The sequence below is a fragment of the Chryseobacterium gilvum genome, from assembly GCF_025628965.1.
In the GTDB taxonomy this organism is placed as follows: Bacteria; Bacteroidota; Bacteroidia; order Flavobacteriales; family Weeksellaceae; genus Chryseobacterium; species Chryseobacterium gilvum.
In genome coordinates this window covers 227233-246750 of record NZ_JAOTEN010000003.1, presented here as the reverse complement: position 1 = coordinate 246750, position 19518 = coordinate 227233, and the positions used below count along the sequence as shown (strand labels likewise).

The following is a 19518-nucleotide window of genomic DNA, read 5'->3' as shown; positions in this document are numbered from 1 at the left end:
CAATTATCCATTAAAATACGGCAGTTCTCTATTCGGGAACTGTTTTTTTATTGAAAAAATTTTGAAATTTCATCAATTTCTAGTTCGGCATAATCTGAAACTACAATGTTGGCCAAACGATAATCCTGGTTATGGGAATGCTCACTTTTGTAAGCCGCGCAGAAAATATTGGCTCGGTGTGCTGCCAGAATTCCGTTGGTAGAATCTTCAATTACCATACATTTTTCAAGCGATTTACCTGCTATTTCTGCAGCCAGAAGAAAAATTTCAGGATGAGGTTTTGATTCTTTCAGATCTGCACCACTTATTTTTCCGGTGAAATAATTTTCAAGCCCGAATTTTTCAAAAACCATATTAATGGTAGTCATACTCGCAGAAGAAGCGACAATGAGTTTGATCCCATTTTCATAATAATGCTCGATCAATTTCCTCACTCCCGGAATTAAATCAAATTCTTCATCATTGTAAAAATAATCTTTGAAGTGGGTTCTTTTAATATAGGTAATTTCTTCGTGTGTATGAGAAAGATTAAATTCACTGATTAAAGTTTCGCAAACTCTCTTGGTGGAGGCTCCGGTAAAAGAAGTATAAAGCTCTTCAGAAACCTCGATTTCAAGCTGATTAAATGTTTTAAAATAAGCCTTTCTGTGCAGCGGCTCTGTATCTACAATAACCCCATCCATATCGAAAAGCACCGCCTGTAATGACATATTTAAATTTTTACAAAGGTAATAATTTAGCTTAAAAGCTGAAGCCGGAAAGCAGAAGTTATATCTCCGAACTTCTTCTTATCTTTGCGGCAATCATTTAATTTTAAAATAAACATGAAAACATACGCAGGAATTCCTGAAGAAAACGCAACCCTGGAAAATTCAAAAGTAGTTCTTATCACTGTTCCTTATGACGGAACGTCGACTTGGGGAAAAGGTGCCGATAAAGGCCCGGAATTATTTCTGGATGCTTCCGAAAACATGGAGCTTTACGACATCGAAACCGGAACCGAACCTTATCTGGAAGGCGTTTATTTAGCAGGTGAAATTTCTGAAAATTCTTCTGCTGAAGCCATGACTGAAGCTGTTTATCAGAAAACAAAAGAACTTTTGGAATCTGAAAAATTATTTACCCTTTTCGGAGGAGAGCATTCTGTTTCCATCGGATCCATCCGTGCGGTGGGAGAGAAATTCGAAAATCTTACCGTTCTTCAGCTGGATGCGCATACAGATCTTCGTCCTGAATTTCATGGTTCTACTTCCAATCATGCCTGTGCGGTTTTTGAAGCCAATCAGAAGCATAACTTGGTACAAGTTGGAATTCGTTCGATGGATGTGGAAGAAGTTGAATATTTACCGGAAGGCAGGGTATTTTTCGCGCACGAAATTGCCAATAATGAAAACTGGGTGAATGATGTCTTAGAAAAAGTTTCCGGGAATGTGTATATCACGATTGATCTGGATGCATTTGATCCTTCAATTGCGCCTTCTACAGGAACGCCGGAACCGGGAGGTTTGCAATGGTATCCTACCTTGGAACTGCTGAGAAAAGTGTTTGAAAAATGCAATGTAGTGGCGTTTGATATTGTAGAATTAATGGATTCTCCGTATGCAAAACCAAGTGCTTTTTTAGCAGCAAAACTGTATTATAAAATGTTAGCGTATTATCACATTAATAAAAACTAAACTTCGCAAGATTCGGATTTTTTCGGGGAGATTTTTTCTGGAAATTTGTGAGGTAAATCAAAAACAATGTCCACACAGAATCAAATCGATTACCACAGAATTGCCAAAGCGATAGAATATATCCGGAGCAATTTTAAGCTTCAGCCCAATCTGGATGAAGTGGCAGAGAAAATCAATCTGAGCCCGGCCCATTTTCAGAAAATATTTACGGATTGGGCGGGAACGAGTCCGAAGAAATTTTTACAGTTCATCAGCCTCGAACATGCTAAAAGTTTATTGAAAGAAGAAAAAGCAAGCCTATTTGATGCTACCTTTGAAACAGGATTTTCCAGTACAAGCAGGCTGCACGATTTATTTATAAAGATTGAAGGGATGTCTCCGGCGGAATATAAAAACGGCGGAAAAAACCTTATCATTCAATACCGTTTTTCCGAAACCTGTTTTGGAAAAGTCATTGTCGCTTCCACCGAAAAAGGAATCTGCTACATGGCTTTTGAAGAGAATGAAGAACATGCATTGAGGGAATTACACCATAAATTCCCCAATGCATCTTTTTCTGAACAACATAATGATCTTCAGAAAAATGCATTGTCGATTTTCGAAAAAGACTGGTCTCATCCGGAAACTATTAAGTTGCATTTAAAAGGCACAGATTTTCAATTGAAGGTCTGGGAAAGTTTGCTGACTATTCCGATGGGAAAATTATCTACCTATGGAAATTTAGCCGGTAAAATTGGCAATTCCAAAGCTTCCAGAGCGGTGGGAACTGCAATCGGAAGTAATCCTGTGGCATTTCTAATTCCGTGCCATCGTGTCATTCAGTCATCCGGGAAATTGGGAGGCTACATGTGGGGAAGTGACAGGAAACAACTGATGATTGGCTGGGAAAGTTCAAGAGTGTATTCAGATACTTTACACACAAATTAATACAGATATTTCATACGAAATAAGCATGGATTTTATCAATAGAACGGACTTTAGTCCGTTTTATAAAAAGAGTATGATCAACTGGCTTTAGCCAAACTTATTTTAAATATTAAACAATCTTAACTTAAAGAAAAATGATAAGCCTATTCGAAGAAATATCAGGTTTTCCTGTCAACATACTTCCAAAAGACGGAACCGCAGAATATTACGGAAAAATTTTTTCTGATGCTGATTGCGAACGATTTTACCAATATTTATTCAACGAAATTCCCTGGGAAAATGATGAAGCGGTGATTTTTGGTAAATTGATTTTAACCAAAAGAAAAGTTGCCTGGTTCGGAGAAAAACCCTTTGAATATACGTACTCAAAACGGACAAAATATGCAAAAATATGGACTCCGGAATTATTGAAATTAAAGCAAAAATGTGAAGAAATTTCGGGGGAAACCTATAATTCCTGTCTTCTGAATTTATACCATGACGGAAGTGAAGGAATGGCGTATCACAGCGACGGTGAAAAAGATCTGAAAAAACATGGCGCAATTGCTTCTCTGACTTTCGGAGCAGAAAGAAAATTCTTATTTAAACATAAAACATCCAAAGAAAAAGTAGAACTATTTCTGGAAAACGGAAGTCTATTGGTCATGAAAGGTAAAACACAAGACCATTGGATGCATCGGCTTCCGCCAACGACAAAAGTGAAAACTCCGAGAGTGAATCTGACGTTCAGAACGATTGAGAATTAGTATTTAAGTAAATCTATTATAATATTCTGTTTTAAATCTCCACATTTTAAAGGCTGCTCAAATCTGAACAGCCTTTATATTTATTTTAAAACCTCAACTTCAATTGCACTGTCTTCAAAAATTTTGATCAGTGCTTTCGTGTAATCTTCTTTTGTTGCAAAATTCGGGTTATCCATAAATTTCTGAGGATTGACTGCGAAAAGCGGGAACCAGGTTGAAGAAATCTGTATTTGAATTTTATGTCCTTTTTTGAAAGTATGCACGACATCCTGCAATCTGAAATGTACTGCCGTTTTCTGATTCGGGATTAAGGGTTCTGCTTTTTCTCTTGAATTTCTAAATCTTGCAGGCATAATTTCACTTCTCACCATTTGATGATAATTTCCGTAAACAACTCCCTCTTTTTTCTCAACAGGTTTAAAATCTTCGGGATAAACATCAATTAGTTTTACCGCAAAATCTGCATCTGTAGAGGTTGAAGCGATGTTTAATTTAGCCATAATCTCTCCTGCGAAAGTCATATCATCTGTCAACACATCTGTCGTAAAAGTTAAAACATCCGGTCTTCCTTCTGCAAATCTTTGATCTTCAGACATGTAATTTTTTGGAGTAAAACCATTGAAATCTTTTAGGTTATCTGAACTTATAACCGGATTATTCGGATCACTGTAATATTCCGAAAAGCTTTGTCCTGCTGAGCTTTTTAAGGTTCCGTTTGATAAATAGAAATTTATTTTTTGACCCTCTTTTGGAGGATAAGTGGCAAATTCTCTCCATTGTTTTGCGCCGGTGTCATACATCAAAGCTTCAGGTAAACCTGCATCCTGCTTTGCATTTCCTTTTAAATAATGATTAAAAAATTTCGTCTCAATATTTTTCTGATAATACGTTGCGATGCTGTCTCCAAAATAAATTTGATTATGAAAATGTTTTCCCTGTTCCTGAGCCCATGCTCCATGAGAAAAAGGCCCCATTACAATTGTGTTTTTGGCTTTCGGGCTGGTTTTTTCAATTGTTTTATATATATTTAGCGGTCCTGAGAGATCTTCAGCATCAAACCAACCACCGACCGTCATTACCGCATGATTTACATTTTTGAGATGAGGAAGGAGGCTTCTTTTTTGCCAGTATTCATCGTAGTTTGGATGATTCATAATTTCAGTCATGAAGAAATTATCTTTATAGTATTTATCATAGCCATCCTTCAGAGTTCCCATCTCGCGGTAAAATTTCAAGCCGTCTTCAGAAGTGGTTTTAATCATAGAATCTGAATACCAAGCTTTGTTTTCGGCCCTTGTCTTCTGAACTCCGAAAACAGGAAATGTCCTGAAATAGCCCAACATAAATTTTCCGTTGTGAAGAAAATCGTCATTCCAGAAATCTGAAATGGGAGCCTGTGGAGATGAAGCCACCAAAGCAGGATGCTCTGCTAAAATCCCGGCTGCAGTATAAAATCCGGGATAAGAAGTCCCGAACTGGCCGACTTTCCCGTTGTTATCTGTAATATTTTTTAATAACCAATCGATGGTGTCATACGTATCCGTACTTTCATCAACATCTTTTTTGGTTTTTCTTTCAACTTGTGGTGTCATATTGGTGAAAGTCCCTTCACTCATATATCTTCCTCGAACGTCCTGATACACAAAAATGTACTTGTCTTTCATTAAAAATTGGTTGGGACCGAGTTTGGTTTTAAATTCATTTTCACCGTAAGGAGCGATGCTATAGCACGTTCTCTGCATTAAAAACGGATATTTGTTTTTATTAGAAATATCTTTAGGAATATACACCGCCGTAAAAAGCTTTGTTCCATCGCGCATCGGGATATAAATTTCCTTTTTGGTAAAGTTGTCTTTAACAAAAGTATCTGTTGACTGTGAATTTCCGAGAATGAAAAAGAAAATGAATAAAATTGAAATATGGATTTTCATAAAAAAAATTTAACGCTAATTTAAACATAAAAAACATCTCAGCTTCATCATTTTGCAAAGCACAATAAAAAATCCCCGAAATTTCTTTCAGGGATTTTATTGAATGTTTAGCTTCTAATTAAGCTCTTAAATATCTTGAATACGCATAACCTTCCTGTCCGTCATCGGTTTTCACTTTCCACCAATCGTCCGAAGTCTGCTCAATCAACGTTACGGAAGATCCTTTTGAAGCTTTTCCTACAACAGCAGCATCTGTAGAAGGCTCCTGTCTGATGTTCAGGTTAGAATCTTCTGTTGCTACAGTAAGAGCGGCACCTGAAGAAAGGCCTGCAACCTGTACATCGATATTAATATCGGTAGCAGAATAGGTAGAATCAATCGCTCCCAATGCATTCCAAACCGCATCTTTTGTAGCGGTATTGGCAGCGTTTCCGGTTACATACAGAATACCGTCCTGCTCCTGAACCTGAAGGTTAGAAACTCCTGCAGACTGAGCTGCAGAAATAACTCCTGAATATTTATCTTGTAATGTGCTCATCTTGATTATTTTACGACTAAATTATTGTTATACTTTCCGATTTTCAAGGCATCTACAGATTCTTTGATCTTTCTTGCCTGTAATGAAGATACGTTTCCGGTAAGAGTCAATTCTCCGTCTATCACTTCTACCTTTACGGAAGGGAAATCTTTCACCGCGTCCTGTACTTTTTGCTGAACCATAGGATCTACCGCTGATGCAGTCTCTACAGGACTTTCAATAGGTGCAGGAACAACAGTTGCCATATCCATAACATCTTTTACTCCTTTAATCTCTTTAAGGGATTTTATAGCAGCGTCTTTTTCAGCCTGCGTCGCAAAAGTTCCGCTAAGATGTGCCACACCTTCTTTCATCTCTACAGTTGCGCTTGGGTTTGAAGTGACAACAGTGGTCGCCTGAGTCTGAAGATCAGCATCAGAAACCTTTTTTTTGCACGAAATAGATCCAAATGATACTGCCAAAGCTAAGGCAGACATTGCGATTGTTTTTTTCATAATTGTTTGTTTAATGTTTTAAATACACTCAAATGTAATAATAAAATCTATACCAATCATCTGAAAAATGAATAATTTTATAAAGATTTTTCTTCAATAGATTAATAATGTGAATATTAATTTTATAAATTCTTAATTTTAATGAAATTCACAAAACTTTAAGGTTCAGCAGAAAAACCATTATATTTGTGGCTATTCAACATTATTATGAAAGGACAAAACAAATTATTTTTTGCCATCATCATTGCTCTTCTGTTGGGAGTAGGAATTGGAGGATTCGTTCATCTGCAATATCCGGAAAGTGCGGAGCCTTTTTCTAAAAATATAAAGCTCTTAGGAACTGTTTTTATCAGGTTGGTTCAGATGATTATCGCACCGCTGGTTTTTACTACCCTCGTTGTTGGGATCGCGAAGATGAGCGATATCAAAATGATTGGAAGAGTAGGCACAAAAGCGATGCTATGGTTTATTTCAGCGTCTTTGATTTCTCTTTTTATAGGTTTGATTTTGGTTAACTGGCTCGAGCCGGGACACGTTACCAAGCTTCCTATTCAGGATGCAGCTTCTGCGGAAGAGCTTTTAAAAACAAGCAAAGGGTTTTCTCTGGAAGATTTTGTAAAACATATTATTCCCAAAAGTATTTTTGAAGCTTTTGCCACCAATGAAGTGTTGCAAATTGTGGTTTTCTCCATAATGTTTGGGGTTGCTCTGGCAAATTTAGGAGAAGAATATGCACAGCCTGTGATTAAACTGTTTGATATCATTGCGCACGGAATTTTAAAAATGGTAGGCTATATCATGTGGTTTGCGCCTTTTGGAGTTTTGGGAGCAATTGCTGCAGTTGTTGCCACCAATGGTTTTGAAATATTTAAAGTATACGCGATTTATCTTAGAGACTTTTTCTTCGCGTTAGGTATTTTATGGCTGGTTTTGCTACTGGTAGGTTATCTTATTTTAGGAAACCGTCTTTTCGAACTGTTAAAAAGAATAAAGGAACCTTTATTAATCGCTTTTTCCACCACAAGTTCCGAAGCGGTGTTTCCAAAACTGGTGGAAGAACTAGAACGATTCGGGTGTAATAATAGAGTAGTTTCTTTTATTTTACCTTTAGGATATTCTTTTAATCTGGATGGAAGTATGATGTATATGACTTTCGCTTCTATTTTTATTGCTCAGATTTATGGAATAGAAATGACGGTAGGACAGCAGATTACGATGCTTTTGGTATTGATGCTTACCTCAAAAGGAATTGCGGGAGTTCCAAGAGCTTCGCTGGTCATTATTGTGGCAACCTGTTCTATGTTTGGGATTCCGCCGGAAGGGATTGCGCTGATTTTACCGATCGATCATTTCTGCGATATGGGGAGAAGTATGACGAATGTTCTGGGAAATGCTCTGGCAACTTCTGCCGTTTCGAAATGGGAAAGGCAGCTGGATAATCATGGTGGAGATCTGTAATAATTAGTAATTAGTAATTAAAAGTTATAATCATCATGTTGAATTTAGAACAGCATAAAAATATCATTGCTGATAAAGGTTTTTCTATTATCAGCAATGTTTTTTCTACGGAAGAAACCGAAAAAATAAGTGAAATTATTTATTCTATTAATCCCTCAAAAGAAACCTTTAGGAAATCAGAAGATCTTTTTGCCATACGACAGTTTTTAAAGGAAATTCCGAAGTTGAAATATTTAATTACAAGCTTATTTCACCGAAATTTCATCCACAAAAACATAAGCATCTCCACCTGCACCTTGATGCCATTCCGGGAGTTTGCCAAAGTGGTAGGCTTTCACTTTGATAAAGCGTGCTTCCGTCGGTAAAACTTCTGTCGCAAAGTCTTTTACCTGAACATTCGTGTCCTTAGGATCAATCGTATTATCGAGGGTTTTCAGAAGAATGTATGTTTTTCCGTCCATGGAGGCATAATATTCTACTTTTTTAGGCATTAAAATCCAGGCCCTGCTGTCCTGAAGATAGGTCGAAGAGATGTGGTTGACCGGTTGGGGCGATTTGAAATCAATAATCGCTTCTACAGTTTGCCCTTGGTAGCCTTGCCATTCACCTTTTCTCCAGTTGATATCTCCGTTGATCCCGTCAATTAAAGCCAATTTTCCACCCGCAGTATATTGCGGGTTTACAGTAGAATTAATCGTAATATCCCAATGATTAGGCCTTCTGTTAAAATCCGATGTCGTGATCGAGCTTTTTTCACCATTTCTCTCGGCATACGTAGAAACCTGCGTGGTTTTACTGATGGTGAAAGGCTCTTTATATGCTTTAAATGTTTTTCTGACGTTTTTATCATCCTCATCCATCGTCATGTAATAGATTTTGTCTTTTTCGTTCAAGGGAGTAATTTTAACCTGAGTAGTAAAATCAAACAACCGGTCTGCAGCAATGACGGGAGAAGCGGTTTGCTCTGTATATTTTAATTCTTTTGCTGTTTTCACATTTTCAAAACCTAAATATTTAAGCTCACTTTTCGGAGTCTTTTTAGTAATAATTTTTGTGGTTCCGTCTTCTAAATGGAGTTTAATTTCATCAAAATAAGGAGTTACCGTTTCCCACTCTGGTTTTCCGGGAGTGACCGCATATATTCCCATAGAACTTAAAATAAACCACGCGCTCATTTGTCCGCAGTCTTCGTTTCCGATTAAACCATCGGGAGCGTTTTTGTAGAAATGATCGAGGATATATTTTATTTTTTCTTCCGTTTTTTGAGGTTTATCCACAAAATTGTACAGATAAGCGATGTGATGGCTCGGTTCGTTTCCCTGTGCGTATTGTCCCATTAATCCGGTAATGTCCACTTGTTCCCTTCCCGTCGTTTTATCTGAAGCTGAAAAAATCGCATCAATAAATTGTTCAAATTTTTCTTTTCCGCCGTGTGCCGCAATCAATCCCGGAATATCCTGCATAACGGAATAGGAGTAATGCCATGAATTTCCTTCCGTATAATTGTTGTTGACTTCACTCGGATCAAAAGGTTCATACCAGTTTCCGTTTTTTCTCGCCTGCATAAAACCGTTGTTCGGATTATAAAGATTTTTCCAGTTTTGAGAACGCTTCATGAAGTATTCGTAATCTTCTTTTTTGTCTAAAATTTTTGCCATTTGAGCGATACACCAGTCGTCATAGGCATATTCCAGAGTTTTGGAAACGCTTTCATGCTCATCATCTATACTGATGTAGTTTTTTTGCTTGTACGCATTCAACCCGAAAATATCCAGCATGGCAGAATTTTTTGACGCTTCAAACGCTTTTTCATAGTCAAAACCTGTAACCCCTTTTGCCATCGCATCGGCAATGACAGAAACCGAATGATAGCCGATCATGCATTCCGTCTCATTGGAAGCGAGTTCCCAAACCGGAAGTTTTCCGCCCTGTTCATATTGTTTGATGAATGTATTGACAAAATCTGCCGTTCTTTTCTTATCAATTAAAGCCATTAAAGGATGTGCACCTCTGAATGTATCCCAAAGTGAGAAAACAGAGTAGTACCCGAAATCTTTCGCCATGTAAAACTTGTTATCACGCCCTCTGTATTTTCCATCCACATCCATATTGATGTTTGGCTGGGTGAAAACGTGATATAAAGCGGTGTAGAAAACAGTCAGTTTATCTTTGTCAGCAGATTTTACCTCAATTTTTGATAATTCTTTGTCCCAATCTGCAGCGGCCTGTTTTTTTATGGATGCAAAATCATTGGATTTTCCTTCAGCCAGCATATTTTTTGTTGCACCTTCATAACCCGTTGGGGAAATCGCAACTTTCACGCTGATTTTCTCTCCCTGTTTCACTGAAGCTGTAAAAGCAAGGGCAAGTTCGGTACCTGTAAAAGCATTATTTTCTTCTTTTCCGTTGAATTTCTTTTTTGAAATTTTCATCGGTTTTGAAAACTCAATTCGAGCATAAATATATTGATTGGTTGCCCAGGCTTCACTTCTTCTGAAGACTTCGATGGTTTTACTGTCAATGATTTTTATCTCGCCTTCCAGTAATTTATCCCGGTGATTTAAATCTAAAATAATATTGGCATTTCCGGCTTTGTTAAATGTATACTCATGATAGCCGACTCTTTTTGTTGTTGTTAAACGGACGTCAATATTGTGTTTGTCCAATTTAACCGAATAAAATCCTGCGGTTGCTTTTTCGTTTTGATGTGAAAATTTAGATGAATATTCTTTTGGGCTTAAACCCGGATTTCCCATGGTCGGCATCAGCATAATATCTCCGTAATCGGAAACTCCCGTTCCGTTTAAGTGCGTATGGGAAAAACCATAAATCACGGAATCTGAGTAATGATAGCCGCTGCAGCCGTCCCAGCTTCCGTCGATTCTCGTATCTGGAGAAAGCTGTACCATCCCGAACGGTACAATTGCGCCCGGAAAAGTGTGGCCGTGACCGCCCGTTCCGATGAAAGGATTTACATATTGTGAATAATTTTGTGAAAAGAAACTATGGGTGATTAATCCTAAAAGTACAATTACTATTTTTTTCATGGTCATTAAAATTAAAATCCCCCTAAAATACTACAAAAAATGGTTTTACAAAAGAATTTATCTATGAGTGCTTTTGCATATTTAAAATCACTAAAATTTCCGTAAATTTGTGGACAATTTATATGTATATGTTGACTAAAGAAAAGGTTCAGGATTTCCTTAAAGAGATAGAAGTAGATGACTTGGTGACTAATTTTCAGGTAATGGGCAATGATGTGTACATCGATATGACCGCCCATTCACCGGCAATGCACGAGAAAAAGAAACTTGAAGCAGCAATGAAGCAGGCTTTTGCGAGTGAATTCGGAGAAGAGATCAATTTAAAACTAAAAATAGTTTCTCCCGAACCAAGTGAAGTACAGCTAAGCCAGATTAAAGGAAAGCAAATCCCAGGAATTCAGAATATCATTGCCATCGCATCCGGAAAAGGCGGCGTCGGTAAATCTACCGTTGCCGCTAATCTTGCAGTAACTTTAGCAAAAATGGGTTTTAAAGTTGGATTATTAGATGCCGATATTTACGGACCGTCTGTTCCTACTATGTTTGATACAGAAGGCCAAAAGCCGATTTCTGTAGAGGTTAACGGAAAAAGCCTGATGAAACCTATTGAAAATTACGGCGTGAAAATGCTGTCAATAGGATATTTTTCAGGAGCCAATCAGGCAGTAGTATGGAGAGGACCGATGGCGTCGAAAGCTCTGAACCAGATGATCAGAGATGCGGCTTGGGGAGAATTGGATTTCTTACTCATAGATCTTCCTCCGGGAACGGGTGATATTCATTTGTCTATTATTCAGGAAGTTCCGGTAACGGGAGCGGTCATTGTAAGTACCCCTCAACACGTTGCTTTGGCAGATGTAAGAAAAGGTATTGCAATGTTCCAGATGGAAAGTATTAACATTCCGGTTCTGGGATTGGTAGAGAATATGGCATATTTCACTCCTGAAGAATTACCTGACAATAAATATTATATCTTTGGAAATCAGGGCGCACAATATTTAGCGGATGATTTAGGGATTCCTGTGTTAGGAGAAATTCCTTTGATCCAGAGTATCAGGGAAGCGGGAGATGTAGGAAGACCTGCAGCGCTTCAGGAAAATTCCAAAATTGCAGAAATCTACACAGATACTGCAAGAAAAATGGTCGAAAGCCTGGTGGAAAGAAATAAGTTTCTTCCCCCTACAGAAGCGGTGAAAATCACAACCATGGCGGGATGCTCACCCAAAAAATAAATTAAATATTTCAAATTAAATTTGAAACCCAAATCAAATATGGAGACAAATACAACACACGAAGCGACTGTAACAAAGGTAATGGAAGCTTTGGAAAGCATTCGTCCGTTTCTGAATAAAGACGGCGGAGATATTGAGCTTATTGATGTGAAAGAAAATACCGTTTATGTAAAACTTTTAGGTAACTGCTCCGGCTGTTCTTTAAATTTTTCAACGCTGAAATTAGGGGTTGAAACAACAATTAAGCAACATGCCCCGGAAATTGAAAAAGTGGTAAGCGTAGAATAAAAATAATCAGATATATTTTTTAAAGACAGGCTTTTTTGGGTCTGTCTTTTTCTATATATCAATATGAACATTCTTATCGTACATATAAACACCATCAGATTTTGCACTAAATTCTCCACTCTTTTTAACAGTAATGATAAATGCTTCTTTTTTATACGGAGAATATGAAGTTTTTGATAAATATAATATAAACTCATCCTTAAATTCCTTATAAATATTTCTTTTTTCATAATCCTCGTCAACGCTATAATTATTTAACATTGCAATAAAAAGGGACTCTTCCATACAATCAATTTTTCCGAAAAACTTGATCACTTGGTTTGTGTCTGTTATATACTCTGGCTTATTGTTCCTATTTACGGCGTAAAAATAAGAATAACAGCCATCAGGAACACATGGAAAAAACCCGTAATAGTCATTTTCCGATCTTGTTGGAGATAATTTCTTTATACCTCTTTTAAATATGATTTTATTTGATTTAAAATCATAATGAACAAATGCCCAATCAGTATAATTTTCACTTGGATTTATTTTTTTTAACAACTCATTAATGTTTATTGCTGGTATTGTAGAGAAACCATTATTTTGATCGACTTGTGAAAAAAGAAAAGTGTTTAACGGTATAAAAATTAATAAAAATATCTTTCTCATAATATTATTAAAGTTCTAAATATACAAAGTTCTTTAGTCTTTCCGAATTCCAGTTATTTAGTTAATAGGGATTTTTGAATATACACTAATTTATCCCCAAAAACCTTGTCAAGGTTATCATCTGCCTGCTTATTAACTTTGATTCATGTTAACGATATTCCGCAAAAAAAACCCCGGAAAAACCGGGGCTATTAAAATCAAATATGGATAAAAATTACTTCACAATCACTCTCTTCACCTCACCTTCAGAAGTTTTAATTAAGTAAACTCCTGTATTCAGTTTTGAAGTATCAATGGTCAAAGCGTTTTTCTCTTTTCCAAGAAGTTTCCCGCTCATATCGTACAGCTCATAACTTTGCGCTCTGTTGAAGTATAAAATATTTCCTTTATTGACAGGATTCGGGAAGATGTTAAACGTTGCTTTTTCAGTTTTTACCTCGCCTGTCGATAAAGTTGGTCCCAGATTAACTTCATACATTGATAAAGTTCCGCTGATCTCATTGGCCATAATGACATATCCTTTTCCAGTCGTTGTATTTTCAGGAGCGATGTAGATAATTCCTTCCGGTCCGTTATCACCTCCAAAAGCCGATGTGGTTCTGGAGTTTTTATAATCTGTAAAAGTGACGTTGTTAGGATCTGTTACATTATATGCCATTACACCACCTGTTCTTTCTAAAGTAATAAAGGCGAAAGTCTGTCCGTTGATGGTGCCCAAAGCCACTCCCTCCGGTTCAGGCCCTTTTGCACGGCTTCTGTTTTTGGCTCCGTTGGCTTCGTTATCGGCATTGAAAATTAATGGATGATTGGCGGCAATATATCTTTCAAACTGGTCTCCGCTGTCATACACGATTTGTTTCGTATCTGCATTGAAAATGGAAAAAGATCGTGCTCCCAAAGCGTGAATTTCTTCAAAATCTGTATCTGCATCTGTATTTCCGTTGACACTGGTCACCCGGAATCTTCCTAGATTATGAGAAGCTTTTAAGACAGAAGCATTAGGGAAAATGGTGGAATCTAAGGTATATCCATTGGCGCCTACTGTTGTTCTTTCGCTAAACCCGCCTAAATCTTTTTCGTCTCCTTCGTTGGCAGTAACAATATAATTGGTGCTTCCTACTTTGAAAGATTGCATAGCATCAGGATTATAATATGCTTTTACGGGCCAGTTAGCAATTACAATTTCCCCATTATTGTCAGAAGCGTCAAAACCGTTTCCGGGAAGGCTCATGTCTTTCTTCCCTAATCCCCAAATATTGTTGATTGATTTTGTAACTAAATTAATTTCTATTACTGCATTATTTTCCTGACAGGAAACCCATGCTTTCTGACTGTCTGTGCTTACCGCTATATATTCCGGCTCCAGATCCTGGGCAAGGGTACTTGTCGATTTTACTTTTCGTATTCCTGAAGAAGCTAAAGAAGCTTCCTGCCCATTGAATTGGGTAAACGAAAGTGTGGTAACATTAGATTGCGTTAAACCGGCAATTCCGCCAGAAATATCAATAATACTGATTGAACCTTCCGGATCTATGGTATACGCATCATTAGGTTCGCCTTCATTGGCAGTCATTACTTTGGTTCCGTCCGGCGTGAAAGTGATCATATCCGGTAAAACGCCCACAGAAACCTGCTTCAGGAAATTTCCGTTGGTATCAAAAAATACGACTGAACCATTTTGCTGAGGATTGGTATTGGGTGAAGAGACAGCGACAATTCCGTTTTTGACCGCAATACTGGTAATTCCGCCATAAGGAGCCATATTCACGGTGCTGATTACAGAAGGAGAAGTAGGATTGGCAAAATTAATGATATCAAAAACATCGGTTAAAGCACTGATCGTGAATAATCTTTGGGTAGAAGGATCATGCACGACAATTTCCGTAGAACTGTTATTGCTTCCGGAAGGATCAAAACTTCCGATATAATTAAGCTGGATTTGATTTGACGGAGCCGGAGCTGCCTTATCATTATCCACAATATAAATCGTAGAAGATGCGTCACCTGAAATTGTTGCACCCACCGGATTTTCTAGGCTTAAAACAAAATATTCGGCCTGCTGCTCTTCCAGATTGTCATCTGTAATAGGAATATTAACGGTATAACTCGTTGTAGTCGGTGTAATATTAATGGTCTGGCTGCTCACGGTAAAATCACTGCTGTTTGCGGTGCTGAACGGGGCAGCTTTTACGGCAAGATTTACGGTTGCATTGGAAGGGTTGTTCACATTGATCTTAAATGCCAAAGTTCCCGCGTTTTCATTAACCTTGATAAAGGTTTTGTCTAAAGAAATAGAAGTTCCTGCAGTGGTAAAAGTACTTGAAGTTGTAGTTGTCACCGCATTGTCGCTCAGATCTTCAATCAGGTTTGGTTTTAACGCCAGATAATACGTCTGATTAGGAAGTAACCCCGATGTAGGAATTACGGTGATTTGATTGTTAGTAAAAGTAGTAGTAAAAGGTACCAAAGCTCCTGTTGAATTTCCTAAGCGTAATTCTACAAGATTTTGGGCATTTGTATTGGTAATCGCAGAATTGTCAGTTAATCTTACATTTTCATTGAATGAAATGGTAGGATTTATTGTTGTGGAAGCATTATTGGTGTTATTGACAGGGAGGTAAGCAACGGTGGGCGGAGTTGTGTCTAATCCGCCTAAAGCTGTAGCATCTACCGTAAAATTATCAAAACGGTTGTTTCCTACATTCCCGCCGGTTCCGGTAGAGAATTCCACTTTAAGCTTAAAATTGGGGTTATTTGAAACACCTGCAATCGCAGAAAAATCAAACGTAATCAGTTGCGGATTGGCGTCTTGCGGCGCAATGGTTTGATATTGCGTAAAAGTTGTGCCATCTAAAGAATAAGACCAGGTCTGAGTTCCCGCTCCTGAACCTGATCTTCTGGTTGAGAATTTTACCTTAACATTATTGTAACCTGTAGTGGGAAGAGAAAACTGTAAATTTCCGTTGATGGGATAGTTGTATCTCAGGTGCGTTCCGGATGGATCTCCGTTTCTTGCGTTTAAATTTTCAACATTAAAATTCTGTGCTGTTCCTCCCGCAAAATCAACGAAAGTATCAGTACTTCCTGTTCCGGTAGAAACCGCGGTGATCGATCCGTTCAAAAGTGAAACTGTAGGAGCTGTAATGGCCGCAACCGATGCATTGTTATTAAAATTCCAGTAATGAACCAAGGTTTGTCCGGAAACGGCACCGTAAAATAATGCCGCAATTGGTAATAAACCTCTTAAAAGGTATTTGTTTTTCATTTTACACATTTATTTAGATTGGTGCAAAAATGAAGATTAATCTGTGGGATGGTTTTAACTCAGTTTTAACAAATGTTTAAGAATAATGTTTTATGCTGCGGTTTATGGTTATCTGTTATGGTAATGTTAACAGAAAACCAATTGCTGAAGCAATTGGTTTTAATTATTCTTTATTTTCTAATTTACTGTAAATGCTGTGAATCAACCCATCGGCAACTGATATTTTAGGGACAAAAATTGTATTGATTTCTGCCCAGAACATTACATTGTTGTATATTTTCAACGCATGAGGCATTACATCGGCACGGTCGATCCTCAGATTATACTTGGTCATTCTTTCATCTACAGAAAGGTCGTTCAGCTCTTTGTATGTTTTTTTAAGATAAGAGAGCACCATAGGTTTGCCGTCTTTGGTTTTGCTCATAGAAAACACTTTATTGATGTTCCCACCGGAACCGATGGCTACGATGGGTTTTTTGCTTACAATATTTTGTTTTATTTCGGCTTTCATTTCCTTCCAGTTGTCTTCCGTCACAAGGTTGTTGAGAAGTCGGATAGTTCCTATATTGAAGGACTTTTCATAAAGCATTTCTCCGTTTTCGTAAAAAGTAAGTTCGGTAGAGCCGCCTCCTACGTCTACATAGAGATAGGCAAAATCTTTATCGAGGCCTTCTGCAATATGGTTTTCGAAAACTAAAGCAGCTTCTTCGTCCCCGGAAATAATTTCAATATCAATCCCGGAAGTTTCTTTTACTTTCTGTATGATCTCTTGGCCGTTTTCTGCATCTCGCATGGCGCTGGTTGCGCATGCCCTGTAATGTTCGACCTGATAAATCTTCATCAGATCACTGAAAATTTTCATAGAATCAATCACCATCTGCTCTCTTTCACTGCCGATTTTTTTAAGTGTAAAAACATCCATACCCAGTCTCAGCGGAATTCTTAAAAGATTCAGTTTAATAAATTCCGGCTCATTGTTACGGATTTTCACTTCGTTGATTAGTAATCTGGCTGCGTTGCTTCCTATATCTATGGCTGCAATTTTCATTGTGCGGTAGTTTTGTTTTTTAAATACTGGTAGGTTTCGATCTGAGAACGGCATTCTTCACGATCATTTTTTACATATTCATTATTAAGGTGTTTATCCAAAATTCTTGCTTTTACATTGTCGCTCAGCTGAATGTTCAGAATGTGCTTCAGTTCTTTTTTAAGATCTTTATCGGTTATTTTAACAGCCGCTTCTATTCTGTAATCCAGATTTCTCGTCATCCAGTCGGCAGAAGAAATATACAAATCTTCACTTCCTTTATTGTAAAAATACATCACTCTCGCATGTTCCAGATATTCGTCTACAATGCTTATGGCTTTTATTTTCTCTTTAAAATCTTTTTGATTGATAGCACAATAGATCCCTCTTACAATCATTCTGATTACCACTCCGGCTTGGGCGGCTTCATATAATTTCATAATAAGAAGTCGGTCGCTTACCGAATTGGCTTTGATAATGATTTCTGCTTTTCTTCCTGCGAGTGCCTCATCAATTTCTTTGCTAATATAAAGCATTATTTTTTCACGCATAAACTGCGGGCACACCATCAGTGATTTGCAGGTTTTAAGAACGGCGGTATAATCTTCTTTTGGCTTTTTCAAAACATTGAAGACCTTATTAATGTCGGCCATAATACCGCGATCTGAAGTCATTAAAAGGTGATCCCCGTATATTTTAGCTGTTTTTTCATTAAAGTTTCCCGTGCTTACAAAACCGTATTGCAGAGTTTTGTTATGAGATCTTTTCTTAATGATACAGAGTTTGGCGTGAACTTTTCTGTTCGGAATTCCCACAAGAACCGTAATGCCTTCCGGTTCCAGCATTTCTTTCCATTTGAGGTTTGATTCCTCATCGAATCGTGCCTGAAGCTCAAGCATTACCGTTACTTCTTTACCATTTCTTGCGGCATAGATCAAGGCATTGATAATTTTTGAATTGCTTGCAAGGCGATAGGCGGTAATTTGTATTGATTTTACATCAGGATCCATAGCGGCTTCCCGAAGAAGATCAATAACCGGAGTATAAGTATGATACGGAAACGTCAGCAAAACATCTTCTTTCATAATTACATCCGTTACTCTTTCGCCGTGTTCAAAAGCCTGATGAGTGAAGGATGTTCTCTCGGCAGGTTTTTTATAATATTCAAAAACATCCGGAAAATCCATAAAATGTTTGAAGTTATGAATTTTACCTCCGGGAATGATGCTGTCTTTTTTAGATAAATTAAGCTTGCGGATCAAAAGTTCCAACAAAGCTTTGTCCATATCTTTATCAAATACAAAACGGGTTGGTTTCCCTTTTCTCCTGTTTTTGAGCCCTTTTTCTATTTTTTCAGCAAAATTGGTTTTGATATCATTGTCCAGATCCAGTTCCGCATCTTTGGTTACTTTAAATGCATGCGCAGAAAATTCGTCGTATCCAAAATATGAAAAAATATGCGGAAGATTAAAAGTGATCACGTCTTCCAGCAGCATGACATTTTTTTCTCCAGGATTTTCGGTAGGCAAGAGCACAAATCTTCCAACGAAGCGAGAAGGGATTTCAATAATAGCGTAATTACTCTGATATTGCCAGTCTTTTTTACTCATCGCAACGCCTAAGTAAAGACTTTTATCTCTTAGATAAGGCATCGGAGTATTCTCATGCAGTAAAATCGGGATCACGTTTGATTCCACCACTTCATCAAAATAATTTCTGACAAATTCTTTCTGTTTCAGGGTTAGATTTTTAGCAGTTTTGATGAAAACGTGCTGATCTGCCATTTCCGACTGTATCTTTTTCCAGGTTTTATCAAAATTCTGTTGTTGTCTGATGACAATATCGTTGATTTTCTGTAATATTTTTGACGGGGGCTGATAAAAAGATTCAGCAATTACTTTCTCTTTAAAATCCATTGCGCGTTTCAAACCCGCAACCCGCACCCGGAAAAATTCATCCAGATTGTTAGAGAAAATCCCCAAAAACCGGATTCTGAGATTCAAAGGCACATTTTCGTCCATGGCTTCCTGTAATACCCTCTCATTGAAAGCCAGCCATGTAACGTCCCTTGGATTAAAATGTAACGACATATACTTTTATAAAATTTTTCAAAAATACTAATAAATGATCCTTTTGCGTGGTAGGCAAAGTTAAGCTTAAATTAAATTTAACCGGTACATAAAGCTTTTGTGACACATAAATATTTTTATACCGCTCCAAAAAATATTGATTGTGTCA

The 19518-nt window shown here is 37.5% G+C and carries 15 protein-coding genes; 6 read left to right on the top strand and 9 right to left on the bottom strand.

Translation table 11 applies throughout. The features are described from left to right. Positions 1–47: 47 nt before the first annotated feature. Entirely contained in the window at positions 48–710 is a 663-nt protein-coding gene (locus N0B16_RS11385; protein ID WP_262991065.1) for an HAD family hydrolase, read from the bottom strand. 114 nt (positions 711–824) lie between these two features. Here N0B16_RS11385 and speB point away from each other — a divergent pair, with 114 nt between their 5' ends. The 3 genes from speB (at position 825) to N0B16_RS11370 (ending at position 3349) form a co-directional block, all read left to right on the top strand. Beyond that, entirely contained in the window at positions 825–1676 is an 852-nt protein-coding gene (gene speB / locus N0B16_RS11380) for an agmatinase (protein WP_262991064.1), read from the top strand. 66 nt (positions 1677–1742) lie between these two features. Next, positions 1743–2603 carry a bifunctional helix-turn-helix domain-containing protein/methylated-DNA--[protein]-cysteine S-methyltransferase gene (locus N0B16_RS11375; RefSeq protein WP_262991063.1) on the top strand — a complete coding sequence of 287 codons (861 nt, stop codon included), beginning with the start codon at positions 1743–1745 and terminating at the stop codon, positions 2601–2603. A 134-nt stretch (positions 2604–2737) separates the two neighbouring features. Beyond that, on the top strand, positions 2738–3349 hold the full coding sequence (locus tag N0B16_RS11370; RefSeq protein WP_262991062.1) for an alpha-ketoglutarate-dependent dioxygenase AlkB family protein: 612 nt from the start codon (positions 2738–2740) through the stop codon (positions 3347–3349). Positions 3350–3429: 80 nt separating this feature from the next. Here N0B16_RS11370 and N0B16_RS11365 read toward each other — a convergent pair whose 3' ends face one another. The 3 genes from N0B16_RS11365 to N0B16_RS11355 form a co-directional block, all read right to left on the bottom strand. After that, a complete protein-coding gene (locus N0B16_RS11365; RefSeq protein WP_262991061.1) occupies positions 3430–5280 on the bottom strand; it encodes a CocE/NonD family hydrolase in 1851 nt (616 codons plus the stop codon). A gap of 118 nt (positions 5281–5398) precedes the next feature. After that, on the bottom strand, positions 5399–5818 hold the full coding sequence (locus tag N0B16_RS11360) for an SH3 domain-containing protein (RefSeq protein WP_262991060.1): 420 nt from the start codon (positions 5816–5818) through the stop codon (positions 5399–5401). Positions 5819–5823: 5 nt separating this feature from the next. Further along, positions 5824–6312, bottom strand: coding sequence for a BON domain-containing protein (locus tag N0B16_RS11355; protein ID WP_262991059.1), 489 nt, complete (start codon positions 6310–6312; stop codon positions 5824–5826). Between the two features lie 207 nt (positions 6313–6519). On the opposite strand from N0B16_RS11355, the gene N0B16_RS11350 reads away from it, so the two are divergent. Then, on the top strand, positions 6520–7770 hold the full coding sequence (locus N0B16_RS11350; protein ID WP_262991058.1) for a dicarboxylate/amino acid:cation symporter: 1251 nt from the start codon (positions 6520–6522) through the stop codon (positions 7768–7770). Positions 7771–8015: 245 nt separating this feature from the next. Here the strand turns inward: N0B16_RS11350 and N0B16_RS11345 are convergent, their stop codons facing one another. Continuing rightward, a complete protein-coding gene (locus tag N0B16_RS11345) occupies positions 8016–10817 on the bottom strand; it encodes a GH92 family glycosyl hydrolase (protein WP_262991056.1) in 2802 nt (933 codons plus the stop codon). Positions 10818–10945: 128 nt separating this feature from the next. Between N0B16_RS11345 and N0B16_RS11340 the strand changes: the two genes are divergently transcribed. Then, positions 10946–12049, top strand: coding sequence for an Mrp/NBP35 family ATP-binding protein (locus N0B16_RS11340; protein WP_262991055.1), 1104 nt, complete (start codon positions 10946–10948; stop codon positions 12047–12049). Between the two features lie 39 nt (positions 12050–12088). Then, a complete protein-coding gene (locus tag N0B16_RS11335) occupies positions 12089–12337 on the top strand; it encodes a NifU family protein (RefSeq protein ID WP_262991054.1) in 249 nt (82 codons plus the stop codon). 51 nt (positions 12338–12388) lie between these two features. Here the strand turns inward: N0B16_RS11335 and N0B16_RS11330 are convergent, their stop codons facing one another. The 4 genes from N0B16_RS11330 to ppk1 form a co-directional block, all read right to left on the bottom strand. Continuing rightward, positions 12389–12988, bottom strand: a complete 600-nt coding sequence (locus N0B16_RS11330) for a hypothetical protein (RefSeq protein ID WP_262991053.1) — start codon at positions 12986–12988, stop codon at positions 12389–12391. 214 nt (positions 12989–13202) lie between these two features. Then, on the bottom strand, positions 13203–16253 hold the full coding sequence (locus tag N0B16_RS11325) for a choice-of-anchor I family protein (protein WP_262991052.1): 3051 nt from the start codon (positions 16251–16253) through the stop codon (positions 13203–13205). Between the two features lie 163 nt (positions 16254–16416). Further along, positions 16417–17301 carry a Ppx/GppA phosphatase family protein gene (locus N0B16_RS11320; RefSeq protein ID WP_262991051.1) on the bottom strand — a complete coding sequence of 295 codons (885 nt, stop codon included), beginning with the start codon at positions 17299–17301 and terminating at the stop codon, positions 16417–16419. Next, on the bottom strand, positions 17298–19370 hold the full coding sequence (gene ppk1 / locus N0B16_RS11315; protein WP_262991050.1) for a polyphosphate kinase 1: 2073 nt from the start codon (positions 19368–19370) through the stop codon (positions 17298–17300). Before ppk1 ends, N0B16_RS11320 begins: the two co-directional genes overlap by 4 nt. Positions 19371–19518 lie beyond the last annotated feature (148 nt).